17 protein-coding genes are annotated in these 17,063 nt (G+C 36.1%); 12 read left to right on the forward strand and 5 right to left on the reverse strand.

The features are described 5' to 3' along the window. The first annotated feature begins 562 nt into the window (after positions 1-562). The 7 genes from JP39_RS01285 to JP39_RS01315 all read left to right on the forward strand — a co-directional run bounded on the left by JP39_RS01285 (position 563) and on the right by JP39_RS01315 (position 7,930). Complete coding sequence (locus tag JP39_RS01285) at positions 563-1,774, forward strand: quaternary amine ABC transporter ATP-binding protein (protein ID WP_041499776.1); 1,212 nt, start codon at positions 563-565, stop codon at positions 1,772-1,774. Continuing rightward, positions 1,767-2,627, forward strand: a complete 861-nt coding sequence (locus tag JP39_RS01290) for an ABC transporter permease (RefSeq protein ID WP_174795712.1) — start codon at positions 1,767-1,769, stop codon at positions 2,625-2,627. Before JP39_RS01285 ends, JP39_RS01290 begins: the two co-directional genes overlap by 8 nt. 13 nt (positions 2,628-2,640) lie before the next feature. Then, the gene (locus JP39_RS01295) at positions 2,641-3,546 is read left to right on the forward strand and encodes a glycine betaine ABC transporter substrate-binding protein (protein WP_041499777.1); all 906 of its coding nucleotides are present in this window, start codon (positions 2,641-2,643) and stop codon (positions 3,544-3,546) included. Between the two features lie 223 nt (positions 3,547-3,769). Continuing rightward, positions 3,770-4,633, forward strand: coding sequence for a helix-turn-helix domain-containing protein (locus tag JP39_RS01300; RefSeq protein WP_041499779.1), 864 nt, complete (start codon positions 3,770-3,772; stop codon positions 4,631-4,633). A gap of 730 nt (positions 4,634-5,363) precedes the next feature. Continuing rightward, entirely contained in the window at positions 5,364-6,488 is a 1,125-nt protein-coding gene (locus JP39_RS01305; RefSeq protein ID WP_041499781.1) for an AI-2E family transporter, read from the forward strand. A gap of 29 nt (positions 6,489-6,517) precedes the next feature. Next, positions 6,518-7,306 carry a membrane protein gene (locus JP39_RS01310; RefSeq protein WP_041499782.1) on the forward strand — a complete coding sequence of 263 codons (789 nt, stop codon included), beginning with the start codon at positions 6,518-6,520 and terminating at the stop codon, positions 7,304-7,306. A 135-nt stretch (positions 7,307-7,441) separates the two neighbouring features. Continuing rightward, positions 7,442-7,930: an NUDIX hydrolase gene (locus tag JP39_RS01315; RefSeq protein WP_041499783.1), complete on the forward strand. Its 489-nt coding sequence runs from the start codon at positions 7,442-7,444 to the stop codon at positions 7,928-7,930. Here JP39_RS01315 and JP39_RS01320 read toward each other — a convergent pair. Together JP39_RS01320 and JP39_RS01325 are read right to left on the reverse strand one after the other, a co-directional pair. Next, positions 7,927-8,361, reverse strand: a complete 435-nt coding sequence (locus tag JP39_RS01320) for a GNAT family N-acetyltransferase (protein ID WP_041499785.1) — start codon at positions 8,359-8,361, stop codon at positions 7,927-7,929. The genes JP39_RS01315 and JP39_RS01320 overlap by 4 nt on opposite strands. A gap of 8 nt (positions 8,362-8,369) precedes the next feature. Then, positions 8,370-8,804: a MarR family winged helix-turn-helix transcriptional regulator gene (locus JP39_RS01325; protein ID WP_041499786.1), complete on the reverse strand. Its 435-nt coding sequence runs from the start codon at positions 8,802-8,804 to the stop codon at positions 8,370-8,372. 401 nt (positions 8,805-9,205) lie between these two features. On the opposite strand from JP39_RS01325, the gene JP39_RS01330 reads away from it, so the two are divergent. Then, positions 9,206-10,753, forward strand: coding sequence for an ArnT family glycosyltransferase (locus JP39_RS01330; protein ID WP_137619785.1), 1,548 nt, complete (start codon positions 9,206-9,208; stop codon positions 10,751-10,753). Positions 10,754-10,828: 75 nt separating this feature from the next. On the opposite strand, the gene JP39_RS01335 is transcribed toward JP39_RS01330, so the two are convergent. The 3 genes from JP39_RS01335 to JP39_RS01345 all read right to left on the reverse strand — a co-directional run bounded on the left by JP39_RS01335 (position 10,829) and on the right by JP39_RS01345 (position 12,839). After that, entirely contained in the window at positions 10,829-11,278 is a 450-nt protein-coding gene (locus JP39_RS01335) for a PTS sugar transporter subunit IIA (RefSeq protein ID WP_041499789.1), read from the reverse strand. Positions 11,279-11,401: 123 nt separating this feature from the next. Next, positions 11,402-12,193: an ElyC/SanA/YdcF family protein gene (locus JP39_RS01340; protein ID WP_041499791.1), complete on the reverse strand. Its 792-nt coding sequence runs from the start codon at positions 12,191-12,193 to the stop codon at positions 11,402-11,404. After that, positions 12,186-12,839 carry an HAD hydrolase-like protein gene (locus JP39_RS01345; RefSeq protein ID WP_041499793.1) on the reverse strand — a complete coding sequence of 218 codons (654 nt, stop codon included), beginning with the start codon at positions 12,837-12,839 and terminating at the stop codon, positions 12,186-12,188. The genes JP39_RS01340 and JP39_RS01345 overlap by 8 nt, the downstream gene beginning before the upstream one ends. A 407-nt stretch (positions 12,840-13,246) precedes the next feature. Here JP39_RS01345 and JP39_RS01350 point away from each other — a divergent pair, with 407 nt between their 5' ends. From JP39_RS01350 to JP39_RS01365, 4 genes are all read left to right on the forward strand, one after another. After that, positions 13,247-14,056: a class I fructose-bisphosphate aldolase gene (locus tag JP39_RS01350; RefSeq protein ID WP_041499794.1), complete on the forward strand. Its 810-nt coding sequence runs from the start codon at positions 13,247-13,249 to the stop codon at positions 14,054-14,056. A gap of 82 nt (positions 14,057-14,138) precedes the next feature. Continuing rightward, positions 14,139-14,687: a glycerol-3-phosphate responsive antiterminator gene (locus tag JP39_RS01355; protein WP_041499796.1), complete on the forward strand. Its 549-nt coding sequence runs from the start codon at positions 14,139-14,141 to the stop codon at positions 14,685-14,687. A gap of 21 nt (positions 14,688-14,708) precedes the next feature. Next, positions 14,709-16,271, forward strand: a complete 1,563-nt coding sequence (locus JP39_RS01360) for an FGGY-family carbohydrate kinase (RefSeq protein ID WP_041499797.1) — start codon at positions 14,709-14,711, stop codon at positions 16,269-16,271. A gap of 18 nt (positions 16,272-16,289) precedes the next feature. Beyond that, positions 16,290-17,051: an SDR family NAD(P)-dependent oxidoreductase gene (locus JP39_RS01365; protein ID WP_041499798.1), complete on the forward strand. Its 762-nt coding sequence runs from the start codon at positions 16,290-16,292 to the stop codon at positions 17,049-17,051. The last annotated feature ends 12 nt before the right edge of the window (positions 17,052-17,063 follow it).

The raw sequence follows: 17,063 nt of genomic DNA on the forward strand, positions 1-17,063 counted from the left end.
ATTATATTTCAGTATTTAAAATGGTCTGAGTACAAAAGCATTAGAATATTTTTATATTCACTTAATAACAAATAATTAGTCGGAAGAGCTGGGAAATATTTGTGTGCCGTGGTAGTGGTATGAGTACGGGAGAAGCCTCCCGTACTCATACCACCGGACGTGTTTGGAGACTTGACGAACCGTGTCAAGGCTTCAAACCGAGGCCCGAGACCGTATTTTGGCTCGGACCGTTCCGCACAGCTAGTGAATATTTCCCAGCTCTGTAGACGGCATATTTAATTAGCCCTATATGATAAATTAAAAAATAAATAAAATTTTTTTATCCAAAAATGATAAAACTCGTGACCGTATACTGCTATTGCCATTGAGCAATAAAAAAATATGTCAATATTGTCAATTAAACTGCTTACAATAAATCTGATAATTTGCATAAGAAAATTATATTTGTTAGGGTTATATAGGTCGCTGTTATTTACATAGGTTAAATAATAGCTTTTTTATTTCCATATAATGCATGCCCAGTAAGAGGTATGCATTTTCAATTCCAAGAATGGGGGATTTAATGAGTACTCAAAAAAGTACAAAAGTAGAAGTCAAAAACTTAACAAAAATCTTTGGTAAACGTATTAATAAAGCCAAGGAGTTAAGCCGTCAAGGAAAAGATAAAACACAAATACTTAAAGAGACGGGTGCCACAATCGGTGTTGACCAAGCAAGTTTCAAAATTTATGATGGTGAAATTTTCGTTATCATGGGTCTATCCGGTAGTGGTAAGTCAACTTTAGTTAGAATGATTAACCGTTTGATTGAGCCTACTGAAGGTGAGGTTCTGATCGACGGTGAGAACTTAATGAAGATTGATAAGAAAGAGCTTCGTGAAGTTCGTCGTAAGAAAATGAGTATGGTTTTCCAAAATTTCGGATTATTACCTAATCGAACTGTTTTGGAAAATACAGAATATGGTTTGGAAATTCAGGGTGTCGATAAAGCCACTCGCGAACAAAAAGCCAATGAGGCACTTGAAACGGTTGGAATTACTGGTTATAACGAGGAATATCCCGACCAATTATCAGGTGGTATGCAACAACGTGTGGGATTGGCTCGTGCTTTAGCTAATGATCCCGAAATTTTATTGATGGATGAGGCCTTTTCAGCCCTTGATCCATTGAACAGAACTGATATGCAAGATCAGTTATTGGATATTCAAGAAAGATTACACAAGACAATCATCTTTATCAGTCATGATTTGAATGAAGCCTTAAAAATTGGTGATAGAATCATGATTATGAAGGATGCCAAGGTAATTCAAACTGGTACTCCAGAAGACATTTTGACACACCCAGCTAATGAATATGTCGAACAATTTATTGAAAATGTTGATCGTAGTAAGGTTCTTACTGCTGGAAATGTTATGATTCGTCCAACTATCGTTAACATTGAAAAAGCTGGTCCACGTTTAGCCTTGAAGATGATGAAAGATACTGAAGTTTCAACTGCTTATGTTGTTGATGGCCGTCGTAATCTAGTCGGAATCGTTGATGCTAATGATGTTATCAAGCTTGTTCGAGAAAAGAATGGCGATTTAACATCGATCGTTCAAACTAAAGTTCCAACGACTACAGAAGATACACCTATCTCTGACTTGATGGATGATATTTCACAAACAGGGATTCCATTTGCTGTTATCAATGATAAGAAGCAATTATTGGGAATTATCGTGCGTGGTGCCGTACTTGGCGCTTTAGCCGGAAATGAGGTGAGCGATTTTGAATAGTTTAATTTTAGAAAGTATTCCACAACTTCCATTAGCTCACTGGATCGACGGTTTTGTCGACTGGTTAGTTCAATTTACAGGATTTTTCAACGCTATAACTAATTTTATTGGTTCAATCAACAATGCCTTTCAATGGGTATTCGACTTGATTCCAATCTGGTTATTTATCATTTTAGTTTTAGCTCTAACATATTATGTTAATCGTGATAAACAAAACTGGGGCTTGCTGATATTTGAATTCCTAGGTCTATTGATGATTTGGAACTTAGATTTCTGGCGTGATATGACCCAAACATTAACGTTAGTTTTAACAGCTAGTTTGATTGCTTTAGTAATCGGGATTCCATTGGGTATCTTGATGGCTAAGAGTCACACAGCTGAAGTTATTTTGAAACCAATCCTTGATTTCATGCAGACAATGCCAGCTTTTGTTTACTTGATTCCAGCTGTAGCATTGTTTGGTATCGGAATGGTGCCAGGTATCGTCGCATCAGTTATTTTCGCCATGCCTCCAACAGTTAGAATGACTAACATGGGTATTCGTGAAGTGCCTGATGAATTGATTGAAGCTGCTGATTCATTTGGTTCAACTGAATGGCAAAAGTTATTCAAGGTTGAACTTCCAATTGCTAAAACAAGTTTGATGGCCGGTGTCAACCAAAGCATGATGCTTTCATTATCAATGGTTGTTATCGCCTCAATGATTGGTGCCATGGGCTTGGGAACAAAAGTTTACTTTGCCGTTGGTAGAAATGATGCTGGTAATGGATTTGCCGCTGGTTTGGCTATCGTTATCTTAGCTATCATTTTGGACCGTTTAACACAATCATTAACGAGATCACACAGAAAATAATAGGAGGGATTATTTGAAGAAACAAAAGTTTATTAAACTTTTCTTACTAGCTTTATTGATTATCCCAATTATTTCCGCCTGCAGTTCTCAGACTGCTCCATTCAACAGCAAAGAAAAATTGGGTTCACAGGTCAACTATACAATCACTGGTATCGATGCCGGTGCTGGTATTATGTCATCAACTCAAACTGCTTTGAAGTCATATGGTTTGGAAAAGAACAATTGGCAGCTACAGACAAGTTCAACCGCTGCGATGACTAGTACTTTGGACAAAGCTATTCAAGACAAGCGTCCAATCGTCGTAACAGGTTGGCAACCGCACTGGATGTTTACTAAATATCCAATCAAATTCTTGAAAGATCCAAAGAACGTCTATGGTAAAGCTGAACATATCAATACCGTTGTTCGTAAAGGTTTGAAGACTGATAAGCCGGAAGCCTACACAATTTTGGACCGTTTCCACTGGAATCCTACTCAGATGTCTAAGGTTATGTTAAAGGTCAATGACGGAATGGACCCTAATAAAGCTGCTAAGCAGTGGATTAAGGCCAATCCAAAATTGGTTAATGAATGGACTAAGGGTGTTAAAAAGGTTCATGGTCAATCATTGAAGATGACTTATGTGGCTTGGGATTCTGAAATTGCTTCAACTAATGTGATTGCTCAAGTCTTGAGAAATCAGGGTTATAAGGTCACAATTCAAGCAATGGAAATTCAACCCGTTTGGGCTTCAATTGCCACAGGAGCTGCCGATGCACAAGTTAGTGCTTGGTTGCCTAAGACTTCAGGTCTCTTTTATAAAGATTATAAGGGTAGATTTGAAGATTTAGGACCTAATTTACAAGGTGCCAAAGTGGGATTAGCCGTACCAAAATATATGACAAATATTAATTCCATTGAAGATTTAAAAAATAAATAAGAAACTCAAAAATCGGAAGAAATTCCGACTTTTTTTATGCCAAAATTATTGTTCTATGTAATATTGGAATAATTATTGAAGATTTTATTCTATATATCATATAAGATGTTATTTATATACAATACGAATTGTTACAAGAATTTATCGAACAATGACATGGCATAAACTAGGGTATATAATTGTATCTAAACAATATATAAAATATTTATATAGGGGCGATGGCGTGGATATACAGACGTTTATTGATAAAAGAAAAGAGTTAGGTCTCTCACAGAAGGAACTAAGTAACGGAATCTGCACACAAGCAACTTTGAGTAAGTTTGAAAATAACGGTAAAATACCATCACTAAAAATTTTAATTCAACTTTGTAATCGTCTAGGTTTATCTCTGGATAGTATCATTGGTGTGACTGATAGTAAGAGCCAAAAGGTTATCAAACAAATGAATAAAGCAGAGTTTAATCTAATTATTCAGGAGTACGAAGATTCTTGGAATATTATCAAGTCTATCAATGTTGACGACCTAGAAAATGATAAAGATGCTTTAATGCAATACTATTACTTAAAAGGTTATTTGAATGTCTTAGATGGCGGAGATCTGTTCGATGCAGTATTTGACTTCAATCGAATTTTGTCGGAATTAGATGCTCAAGGTGAGACGATTTTTACCTTCTTGTCATTTGTTGGCATGGGAATGGTTTATGCCAAACAAGGTGATGACGGTAAGAGTGAGTATTACTTCAGCAAAGTTTTCAATGATATTTATACAATGTCGATCGATGATGTGTCGAAAATTTGGCGTTATATCAATATTATTTTCTACTGTGCATTGTATTATTCCGAACGCAGCGATTTAGAGACTGCTAATGCTTTGTTAAATTACGGCGTTAAAATTTGTTCAGAAAATCATGTTACTTATTATATTGCGAGAATTTATGCCCAATTGGCTATGAACGAAAGTCGAGTTAACGGCAGCAATAAGAAGGTTCGTGGTTATATGAACAAGGCACTGGTATTTTCTGAATTTAATCAGAATGCCAAAGAGATTGAGGTTATAAAACGCTGGGTTGCCAGCAATAAGCTTTAAATATTGGCTGTCACATTTTTGTGTGATGGTCTTTTTTTGTGTTGAAGGAGGGCCGCCTCCGGTTGCCAGTGAATTTCACCCGCTATGAGGACCGGTCCGAGCCAAAGTGCGGTCTCGGACCTCGCTTTTGAGCCTTGCAAGTTCGGCAAGTCTCAAAAGTCGCCCTGTGGTGTAATGGCTAAAGCCATAACGCCACCTCCACAGCGGGTGAATTCACTGGCAACCGGAGGCTAAGTTATTTTTAATATGAGAGTTATCAGTTATATGACACAATATTTAAATTTATTCTTCTTTTGTGGAGGAAGTACGGGTTAATCTGTTGGATGAATTGTTATATTTCCTTTTAAATTATTCGTGAAGATTACAAATTGTATTTATAATTTGTTAAGATAGTTGAATCGATGACCGTTAGTAATTTAATGCTAGAAAATTAGGATCTGATAGTTGCAACAGTTTAGTTGTTAAGCAAAGTTATCAGAACCATTCATTTAAAGAAAAAATTTAGTTGGAAGAGCTGAGAGTATTCATATGCCGTGAAAGTGGCGTTATGGCTTTAGCCATTACACCACCGGTCGTGTTGGAGACTTTCCGGTCTGTGGAAAGGCTTCAACCGAGGTTCGAGACCGTACTTTGGCTCGGACCGTACCGCGCAGCAGATGAATACTCTCAGCTCTGGAAACGGCATACTTCAACAAACCTTTATTAGTAAATAAATCTGGGGGACACGCTTTTGGAAATAAATCGTCGGAATATTATTAGATACGGCATAATCGTTGTACTTGTCTTGGTTGGACTAATTTATCCTGCCCAAATTTACAGTATCTTTTTAAATCTGTTTGGAATTTTGCTGCCAATAGTTTTAGGTGGCGTTTTGGCATATGTGCTGAATCTTTTGGTTGTTAAATTGGAGAAACATTTTTTCCCTAATAGTAAGTCGAAATGGATAAATGGTAGTCGCCGTGGCATCGTTATTTTGCTTACTTTGGTGATTGTTATTTTGGTTATGACTGGTGTCTTTCGTTTGGTATTGCCACAGTTTATTCTGGCTTTGACGAAATTCTTCAAGTCGATTCCAGCGTTGTTCTCTGATATTTCTAATTTGGCAGAGAAGATAAATAGTCACTCGGCTGTGCCTGATCAATTGAAGGCTATTGATATTAATTGGACTTCGGTTCAATCTAAGGTTATGAAATTTCTGACTTCTGGTGTCAGTGGTCTGTTTGGTTCAACTTTCAAAATTGTGACAGGATTTGCCAAAGGTATTTTTAACTTTATTCTGGCTGTCACGTTTGCCGTTTATATCTTGGCAACTAAAGAAAAATTGATTGGTCAAGTTAATAAGGCTGGTAAAGCATTTATTAAAGAAAATACTCGTAAAAAAATTAAATATGTTTTAGATATTACTAATAATATGTTCAGCAGTTTTATTGTTGGACAGGTTACGGAAGCAATTATTCTTGGGACACTTTGTGCCCTAGGGATGCTACTATTCAAGTTTCCATATGCATTATCAGTTGGTGCTTTCGTTGGTATTACATCATTGGTACCAATCCTTGGCGCTTGGGCTGGTGGGGCTGTTGGTTTCTTGTTGATCGTAGTTGATTCACCATTACAAGCTGTGCTATTCGTTGTCTTTATTATTGTCTTGCAACAACTAGAAAGTAATTTAATTTATCCACGTGTGGTCGGGACATCAATTGGCCTACCAGGTATTTGGGTTTTGGCATCCATTACAGTTGGTGGTGGACTTGGTGGTATTGTAGGAATGCTATTAGGTGTTCCTGTTGCCGCAACTATTTATCAATTAGTTAAGAATGAAGCAAATCGTCGTTTAGAAAATCCAGCTAAGGTATAATTGACGAAATTACACAAGGAGAGATTAGTGTGTGGAATAGCTATTTTGGATTTGTGATAACTTTCGTAGCCATCTTTACTTTGGTGCCTTACCTGACGTCACTGATAACTTCGTGGTTAGGTCATCTATCAAAAATAATTTTGGTTGATAATTTAGGAAATAATAGTCAATTAGTTGTGGGTGGACTCGGGGTAATTATTCATGAGTTAGGTCACGCTATTTTTGCCTATTTATTTGGACATAAAGTGACCCACGTCCAGTTATTGAATTTGAATTATCGACAGTCTGGTGCTTTAGGTTCAGTTGATCATCGTTGGAATGACCGTAACGTTTATCAGATATTAGGAAACTTTTTCATTGGATTAGCGCCGTATTACATGTGTTCGTTGGCATTGTTTATATTACAAAAATATTTGTTAAACGCCCAATTCAGTATCAGTTCACTGACACAGAGTTTGAATATCAACACGACTTTGTCGGCAAGTATGATATTTGACTCGGTGTTGGATAATTTGAAATCCAGTTTTGCCAATGCTTCGTGGGGGATGATTATCCTCTATGTTGTATTGACGATTATGATTGCTAGCACTGGTTATGACTTGAGCCGCAACGATTTTATGACAGTTAATAAAGGAATTTTGCCTTGGGTCGTGACATTGATTGTGTTTGGTTCAATTTTCTATGTTTTCCATATAAGAACAGCAATTATCAGCGGTTCGGTTTATTTCATCGCTTTTTCGGTCTTGTTCATGTTTCATGCCATCATCAGTATTGTTCTGTCGATGGGTGTGATTAAAGTATTGGGGTTCTTTAATTAAAAAATATTCGAAAAAGCCTTTGAGACTTTGATCTCAAGGGCTTTTATTTGAAACTTTTAGTAATAACATGTTTAAAATGGATGTATGGGCTACATAACAGAGGAAATTAACATATTAAACTTGAGGTGTTTATTTATGAGTCATAAAAAAGTTCATTTCGCTTTTGGGGCTTACGGTATTATTTCTGCCAGTAACAAACTTTTGGTTATTAGCAAGAACGGTGGACCCTACATTAAAAGATATGATTTACCTGGTGGTAGTTTGGATGAAGGCGAGTCGATCAGTGAGGCTGTTGTTCGTGAAGTCAGGGAAGAAACTGGTTTGGAGACTTTACATTTTCAACAGTTGGGGACGATTAGCTTTATTTATCCTTGGACGTATCAACACTTTAATTGGAATAATCATGTCTGCACGTTCTATTTGATTGACGACTATTCAGGCACTCCACGTATTAAAAATGAGCAGTTTATCGGTCAAGACGCTAATGGTTCTGAGTGGGTGGATATTGAAGATTTGAATTTGGAAAATAGTTCACCTTTAGTTTTGAAGGCTAAAGAATACCTCTTGTTGAAAAAGTTTGTTGCAACTGATACTAAATATACCCACTGGAATGTCTTGCATTAGATAGCTGGATGGGTCATTTTGATATGTGGCGTATGGTTGAATAAAAATGATTTGCCGTGGCTTTCAAAATTAAATTTTTTATAGAAATCCTGAACTTGGACTTGTGCTTCAATTTCAATTTCCTTATGCGGGAAGTTGTGTTGAATCGCAGTTAGCACGTAATCCATTAATTCTTTGCCTAAGCCTTGTCCACGGTATTTGGAAGCAGTAACGACACGTCCAAAAGTGACATTATTTCCTTGTGGGAAAACACGTGCATAGGCGGCAACCTTGCCATCAATCATGTCAAAAATATGGATAGCTTCCAAGTCGTGTTCATCAACTTCTTGATAAACTCGTTCTTGGTCAACAACAAAAGTTTTAGTTCTAAGATAAAGGATTTCATAAAGTTCTTTGGTGGTTAATTCTGAAAAGGTTTTTGTTTCCCACATAGTGATGCCTACTTTCTAGTAAAGAGTAATTTGTCTAAAGTTGCCATAGATTGGAAAAATTGTTGTTGCTCAGTTGATGATAGATTGGCTAACAAGTCTTTGATCTGTTGGTCGGAGCGGTCGTCTAACTCTTTAACCATTTTTTGTCCTTCAGTAGTTAGACTTAGTTCGACTGAACGGGAATCGGTGGCTGAAGGTGATTTGCTGATGAGACCTTTTTTTTCGAAGCGGTTGAGAATTCTACTTGTATAACTCTTATCGAGGTCCAAATTTGTGGCGACTTCGATAGGAGTTTTGTCGTTATTAAATGAAATTTCTAGTAAGACACGACCCTCAGTCCAACTGAATGGCGTGTTGAGAACTTTTTTATTCATGATTCCGAGTAGTTTGGTGTAATCTCGGTTGAAATTTCTGATGGAAGATATCTCAGATTTATTTAACAAATAATTCATCTCCTATGAGTTAATGAAATTTATTATAGCATTTTAGTGGACAAAGTCCACTACTTTGTCAAAATAAAAGAACTGCCTCCAATTAAGCAATTCATTGAATGTCTGGATTACGTTTAATCAATTACCCTCGAAAAAATCAATGTACAATATATTTTAAAATTATTTAGTATTTTATGCTGTTTTTAATTAAATATAAGTAAATGAATAAAATTTTTTAATTATAGTATTGAAATGACGAATTCCTTTAGTAGAATGAGAAGGTTGATGTTAAAAAACGGGGGTAAAGTATCATTTTTAAAGGGAAACGTTATCATAAAATAATCCAAAAAGGTTTACCAATATTTGTAATAGCAATATTGATGATGGTATTTGGATTTTTACTATTTTTCAAATTGGACTATATACCAGGTTTGTATACTGATGAAACTAATTATATGAATGAGGTTATCAGTAAAGCTCATTTTGGAACGGATATTCATGGACTTAAGAATCCAATATATTTTGCAAGTGTTTGGGGACAAGGACAGTCGATATTATATGCTTGGATTATAACGCCATTGATAAAGTTGTTTGGATTTTCTATATTCTTATTTAGGTTTCCTATGGCATTGTTAACTTTAGTAACAATTCTAAGTATTGTATTAGCAATTTATTTTACTTCGGACGATAAATGGTTATCTATCTGTATTACGTTAGCAATGGTCACGACACCATGGTTTCTGATTTCAGGACGATGGGTCTTAGACGCTAATATTTCACCGATCTTTGTAACTTTAGGTTTGGTGACAATGTATTTGGCTATGGTCAATTCTTCAAGTATTGGTAGATATTTGCTCTTGCTAGGGTCAGCAGCACTACTATCGCTATCAGCTTATGGTTATGTTGCCTCATGGATATATTTGCCATTTTTGATAATAGGGTTACTTTTTACTGGATTAATAAAAAAATGGTTTTCTTTGAAGGAAATGTTCGTCTGGGCAATGGCAATATTGATACTAGTTTTGCCATTAATCGTATTTGCATATAGGGTAAATGTTCAACATATTGATAAGTTTTCAAAATTTATGTTCTTTGATCTACCGTATTTACAAGCAAATAGAGTGAGTTCTTTGATTAGTACCAAGGGTTCAATTTTAAGTAGTATTAAGCAAAATGTATTTATGGGAATTAATCAGATTAACTTGGGTAGCGATAATCTACCTCAAAATAGTACGTATCCTTATGGTGTGATTTTTCCATTTATGTTAGCTTTTACAGCTATCGGACTATTTGGAAAGAATTCATTTCTAAACACTAACGTAAAGAATTTCAGAATTATTATATTAGAATCATTACTGGCCTTCATTCCAGGAGTAATGGTTATTAGACCCAATTATAATCACTGGAATTTCTTGTGGTTCCCATTAGCTGTACTGACTGGATATGGGGTATATTTGTCATTTAAAGCTGTTGGTAAAGTTGGTAAGACTACTTTCATTTTGTTGCCACTAGCGGTGTTCATGCTTTTTGCATATAAAGCATATTTTGGATTCAATAATCAAATAACATCGTTCAACAATTCTTCTGGATCAATGGAGGAGACTGCACAAATTAATAAAATGATGACTAAAGATAACAAAGGTCATAAGTTATATATTAAAAATCTCTCAAGCTTCTTTAACACTTTTAGATTGGTTCAAAAGCCAATAAATTCTTCAGAATACGTAAGTATGGAAAAGGTACCTCGCAAGAATAAAGAAAGTATTGTCCCATCTCCACAGAAAGATTATGGATATTTGAGAGATCTTAATGATGTTGGTAGGGCAGAGTCTGGTGATTCAACCATGCTTTTTGATGAAGACATGAGCGAGAATGGTGGATTTTTATCAGATAAAAGTTGGCATTTTGTAAAGCATTCGTATTTTAATCATCGTAAAGTTGAAATATTTAAAAAAGAGTAATAATTGAATAGCAAATGGGCGTACTAAAAATCAATTTGATTTTTTAGTACGCTCATTTATTTTTATAAATATATTTTAGTCAGTAAATGCTTGGTTAAGTTTATTCAAATCACCATCATTAAACTTAATATCATCAAGTTGTTCTGATTTATCGTGCATAATATTAGTGATTTTTTCAGTAACAGCGTCAACAGTATTTTGATCTGAATCTTCTGGGAACATGCCTACAATCAAGTAGTCGATAGGAGTCTTGTCATTGCCCCAAACAACGGGGTTCTTGAATGTCAGCATCATTGTGTGAACACGGCTCTTCTTTTCACTAGTTGCGTACATGAAGACAGCACGGTTTTCAATAATAGTATTGCCAGCGGCAGCACTAGCAAAGATACTGCTTTGAATAGTTTGTTCATCAACACCGAACTCGTCGGCGGCTTTCTTAGCAGCTAATTTCAAAGCACTCATTTGATTGTTATCTTGTAATTCGATATTTGCGGTTGTGTGGTTTTTTCTAAAAATTTTAAACATAATTGATATCTCCCTTGCATTTTTATAAATTCAACGAAGCGGTTCGACATGTCTTAACTTCTCTACACAAAGTATGATATATTATCGAACGCGTTTCATAGCAAGGGAAAAGTTGAACTTTTTTTAAGAAGAATACAAATTATTGCTGGGACGGTTGATCTGTGGGTGTTTGTCATTCAAAAAAAGATACGTCTGCCGAACTTTTTCGGGAATATCGACGTGACTGATGAAATTTTTACCTTGGGGTCCATAACCGTCAGTATTATCGGTTAGCCGCGGAATTTCTCCCATTAATAATTTCATGTAACGCTCAGGTGTCCACATTCCGGGGATGTCCTTGGTAAAAGTTATCTCATGGTTTTTGATAGTCAAATGATTTTGGTATGTAGCAAAATTAATTATTTTAACATCTGCTGAAACATACTTATCCAAGCAAGCCGACATTCTTTTTTGCATAGTTGCGTCTTGAGCCAGAATAATTGATTGGAAATCAATATGTTTTTGTTTGAGAAGGTCTAACAAATAGGTGATGTTATTGCCACAATTAGTTGATTTAGTTTCCAAGTAATCTGCCTGTAAATTGAATCGCTTTTTCAACAGAGCCGCAAATAAGTCAGCTTCTTGCATATCGCTAGTTTGCAGGTCAGGATATTGATGGGCAACAGTTTGTTGCAAAGTAGCGGTTGTATGACCGTAGCCACCAACAATGAGATACTTTTTGGCAACTTTATTTTGAATGGCTTTCACTAAAATGTCGACACCGTAAAGAATACTGCCACCGAACAAAACGAAAACGTCTGCTTGAGAAATTTTGTATTTTTGTTGTAGGGCGGCTGTGGTTAATTCTGGAATATCACGTTGACCGCAAAACTCTCCCAGTATATTGAAAGCTTCAAGATCTTTTTGGTTAAGCAAATTGTTCAACTCCTGCGGGAATATCGGTTACGTGTTCAACAATGCGTTCAGCACCGGAATCAGCCAATTCTTTTTTGTCACCAAAGCCATAAAGAACGCCGAGGGTATGGGTATGATTTTCTAAACCACCCTCCATATCAGTCATACGGTCGCCAATCATTAATGTGTCAGTGGCGGAAACACCAGCATCGTCCATGCCATAACGTAGAATGGCTTTCTTAGTGTTGCGGGTAGTCTCGTCGTCAGATGCACCATAAACGCCTGAGAAGTACTTATCCAGCCCGAGATGAGGGACAAGAATTTTAACAAGAGATTCAGGCTTAACTGTAGAAACGAAAAGTTTGTATCCGTCAGTTTGTAATTTGGCAAGAGTTTCTTCCATTTGATCATAAAGTTTCAGTTGGTAAATACCTTTAGTATTGTAGAAGGCTTGATAAGTTTTGATAGCTTCTTGGTAGCGTGACTTGGGGAAGTCAGGATAGTATCTAGCCAAGCCTTCTGGTAGGGATGGTCCGATAAATTTTGTATAAATATCTTCACCCAGATTTTCCATCTTCATTTCTTTAGCCATGTAATTAAGTGCATTTATGACACCTTCTTGGGTATTGGCAATAGTGCCATCAAAATCAAAAAATAAATTTTTCATATTTGTATTTTTCTCCTGTTAAATGATAATAAGACTCTATTTATAATATAGCTTATTTATTCTAAGAATGAATTATAAATTCAAATTGACTAATTAAGATTGGAATTTATTTGAGTATTTTTTCTAAAAAAATAATTTATTTTGATATTTTAGTTTCAATAAAAAAACATGATTACACGGGCAATTATGTACTAAATTTAGTTACTATTTCATCAGATTATTGAACAAAATTTAATCGAAAGCTTGACAGCGCTTACATAACGAGCTATATTGTTGTCGTAAACAAAATAAGTAACAACAAAGCAAGAAATAAAGAGCGCTTTGGAAAATGACCTTTTGGCAGTAATGCTATAGGTAATTTCTGAGGCGCTCTTTATTTTTTTGCACATTTTTAGGAGGAATTTGTTATGGATAAGCAAAAACGTATGTCAAAACTATTTGGAAAGGATGGCAAAACTATTATTGTCGCCTTGGACGGATTTGGTTTTTCAAAGAATACCGAGGGTGTTGATTTCAGTGTTAAAAATGTCAAAAACTTATTGAAATATGGTTTAAATGCTGCATTGGTAACTTATGGCCAAGCTCAAATGTTTGAAGAAGATTTGCTTGATGTTCCAACTGTATTACGTGTCGATGGTTCAGTAAATGTATTTGATCCAACAGTACCAGAAACAGCAGAATTCTTCGATGTAACTGATGCCTTGAAACTGGGTGCCGATGGTGTTGTTTGTATGACATTCCCAGGTGCAAAGGGACGTGAAGAATTCTCACATAAGATGTTAGCTCACTTGGCAAAACAAGGTGAGGAATGGAACGTGCCTGTTTTGGCTGAAACATTACCATACAGTTATCCAGTAATCAGTGAAGAATCTGGAGATCCAATGAATGTACGTACAGGTGCACGTTTAGGTGCTGAATATGGTGCAGATGTAATTAAGACAAGAATGACAGGCGATGTTGAGACAGACAAGAAGATTGTTGAAAATGCCCATCGTCCAGTAGTTGCCTTAGGTGGTCCAAAGACAAGCAATGAAGAGTACTTCCAATTTGTACGTAACTTGATGGATGCTGGTGTTAAAGGTATTGCCTGTGGACGTAATATTACTCAAGATCCAAATCCTGTTGGTAAGGTTGCTGCTTTGGCCGCTATTATTCACGATGATAAGAGCGTGGATGAAGCTATTAAGATTTACAACGAAGTTAAGTCAGAAAAGTAGTCCATATAACCCCAAATTTAATAAGCTTAAGTAGCTGATAAGTCGTTAGACTCACAGACAAAACTTTGTTGAGGTAAATAAAATGTTATTGAATTCAGTCGTTATACCATCGGTTAGAGAAATTAAGTATTTAAGAAGAGCCTGTCAGGCTGATTCTCCAATCGTTTTCATCAGTGATACAAATATTGGAAACTTAATGTCACAAGTTGAATTTGTACATAAGCATGGCAAGAAAGTATTTGCTGATTTGGAATTGATTGGTGGATTTAAGCCGGATAGTACCGGAATGAAACTTTTAAAGAATATGTATCATTTGGACGGAATTTTTACAACGAATGTAAACGCAGCTCGGATGGCAAATGCTTTGGGAATAATAGTAGTCTACCGATTGTTCATGATTGATTCTCGATCTTTGAAAAGATCGGCTAATATTTTAAGAAATAACCACTTTGATGCTATTGAGGTTTTACCAGCCGAGTGTGGTGTACAAGAAATTGAGCAATTAACGCAGATGAATGATAAACACAATTATATCGCTGGTGGTTTTGTAAGAGATAAGGAAATGATCAAAGAAATTTTTGGTGTAGGTATTTCTGCGGTCACCACAAGCAAGGTTGATTTATGGGAATGATCTAGAAGGGAAGATTCAATCATGACAAAGTATTTAATGGGAATAGATAATGGTGGAACATCTAGTAAAGCCGCTATCTATGATATTAATGGTAACGAAATTGCTAAGCATACTACGTACACTACCATGTTGACACCGCACCATTATTGGACTGAACGTGATATGAATGAATTAAAAGAAGTTAACTTTGAAGCTATTCGAGGGGCTCTAAAGAAGTCCGGAATAGATGCTCATGATATTGTCGGTATTTCATGTACAGGTCATGGAAATGGCCTATATCTAATGGGAGAAAACGGCAGTGTTGTTCGTAACGGTATCATTTCAACTGATAATCGAGCACATAGAATTGTAGATAAATGGCTTGCAGATCCAAAGTATGAAACAGATGTACGCCCCAGAACATATCAAACGGTTTGGGCATCACAACCAGTTTCATTATTGAAATGGTTAGATGAGAATGAACCAGACGTTTATGAGAAAACTAAATATGTATTTATGATCACTGATCTAGTTCGTTATTGGTTGACAGGAAAGGCAGGATTTGAGCTTTCAAATGCATCCGGAACATCAATGATTAATCAACAAACAGAAGATTATGATGAAAAAGTATTTGATTTCTTTGGAATCAAGAATTGGCTCAAAAAGATGCCTAAATTAGTTAATGCTAATGATGAGTGTGGTCAAGTTACAGCTGAAACTGCTACTGCCACAGGATTAATTGAGGGAACACCAGTAGCAGGGGGATTGTTTGATATCACTGCAAGTGCACTCTCAACCGGTCTGGTAGAAGGAAATAATCTATCAATTGTCACTGGTACTTGGAGTATCAATCAGTATATCAGTAAAGAAATTAAGGTTATTAAGGATTTATTTATGACTTCTGATTATCCAATTCCTGGATATCATCTTATTACAGAAGCTAGTCCCACATCAGGGAGTAATTTAACTTGGTTTATCAACACTTTCATGGGTCCAATTAAAGCAGAATTGAAAAAAGAAGGAAAAATGTCGATTTATGACTACTGTTCTAGCTTAGTTAACAGCGTTGAACCAGCCGATAGTAAGTTGATCTTCTTCCCATTCATTTTTGGATCAAATGCTGGTGTCGCTAATGCTACTGCTGGTTTTGTCGGAGCAACCAAATCAACCAGCCTGGGCGAATTCGTAAGAGCAGTTTATGAAGGTGTTGTCTTTGCACACATGGCACACTGTGAAAAATTGAATTCTATAAATCCTGACATTAGTGGTCCTATTCGAATTGCTGGCGGTATTACCAACAGTAATACGTGGCTTCAAATGTTTGCCGATGTTTTCCAATGCCCACTTGAACTAGTTGATGTTTCAGAAAACGGCGCCCTAGGTACTTCGATGGCAGCTGCTGTTATGTCAGGTGTTTATCCAGACTTTGCAACTGCAGCAGATAAGATGGTGAAGATTTCAAGAACAATTCAGCCAAATCCAGCCAATGCTAGGATCTATCAACAAAAATATGCATTGTATAAAAAAGAATTACAAGGCATGCATGGTGCATGGAAGACAATGGAGGATACAGAATTAGAAGAACCTGTTCTAGAAAATAAGTAATGAAGTGGAGGAAATATTATGGAATTAGGATTAAAAGGTAAAAATGCAATTGTAACCGGTGGAGCAACTGGGTTAGGACAACAATTCGTAATTGCTTTGGCTAATGAAGGTGTAAACGTTGCTTTTACTTACTACAGTGAAAGTGAGCATCCTGAAAAAACTGAAAAGCTTGTTGCCGAAAAGACAGATGTTAAGGCATACGGTATAAAGGCTGATTTATCTCAAGAGTCGGGATGTCGTGAATTTTTCAAACAGGCAAAAGAAAAATTATCGAAGATTGATATATTGGTTAATAACGCTGGTATCTGGCTAACAGGTCATGTAGATGAAATTTCAGTCAAAGATTGGGATCGTCAACTAGAAACCAATTTACGTGCACCATTTATTTTGAGTCAGGAGTTCATTCGTGATGCTAACTCAATGAATCACGGTGGTCATATCATTAATATTACAAGTCAAGCAGCATATTATGGATCAACAACGGGTCACTCACACTATGCAGCTTCTAAAGCAGGATTGATTGCATTTGCCGCTTCATTAGCTCGTGAACAGGCTAAAAATGGAATTAATGTTATTAATTTGTGTATCGGTATTATGCATACACGGATGATTCAAGCAAACTTAGATAAAGATCCAAACTACTATGTAAATCGTATTCCTATGGGGCGTGTTGTAGAACCTGAAGAAGTTGCAAAGATGGGTACGTTGTTTGCTTCCGATATTTATTCATATATGACTGGTGCCACAGTCGACTTAACTGGTGGTATGTTAATGCACTAAATTTTTATAAAA

The organism is Companilactobacillus heilongjiangensis, assembly GCF_000831645.3.
GTDB lineage: Bacteria > Bacillota > Bacilli > Lactobacillales > Lactobacillaceae > Companilactobacillus > Companilactobacillus heilongjiangensis.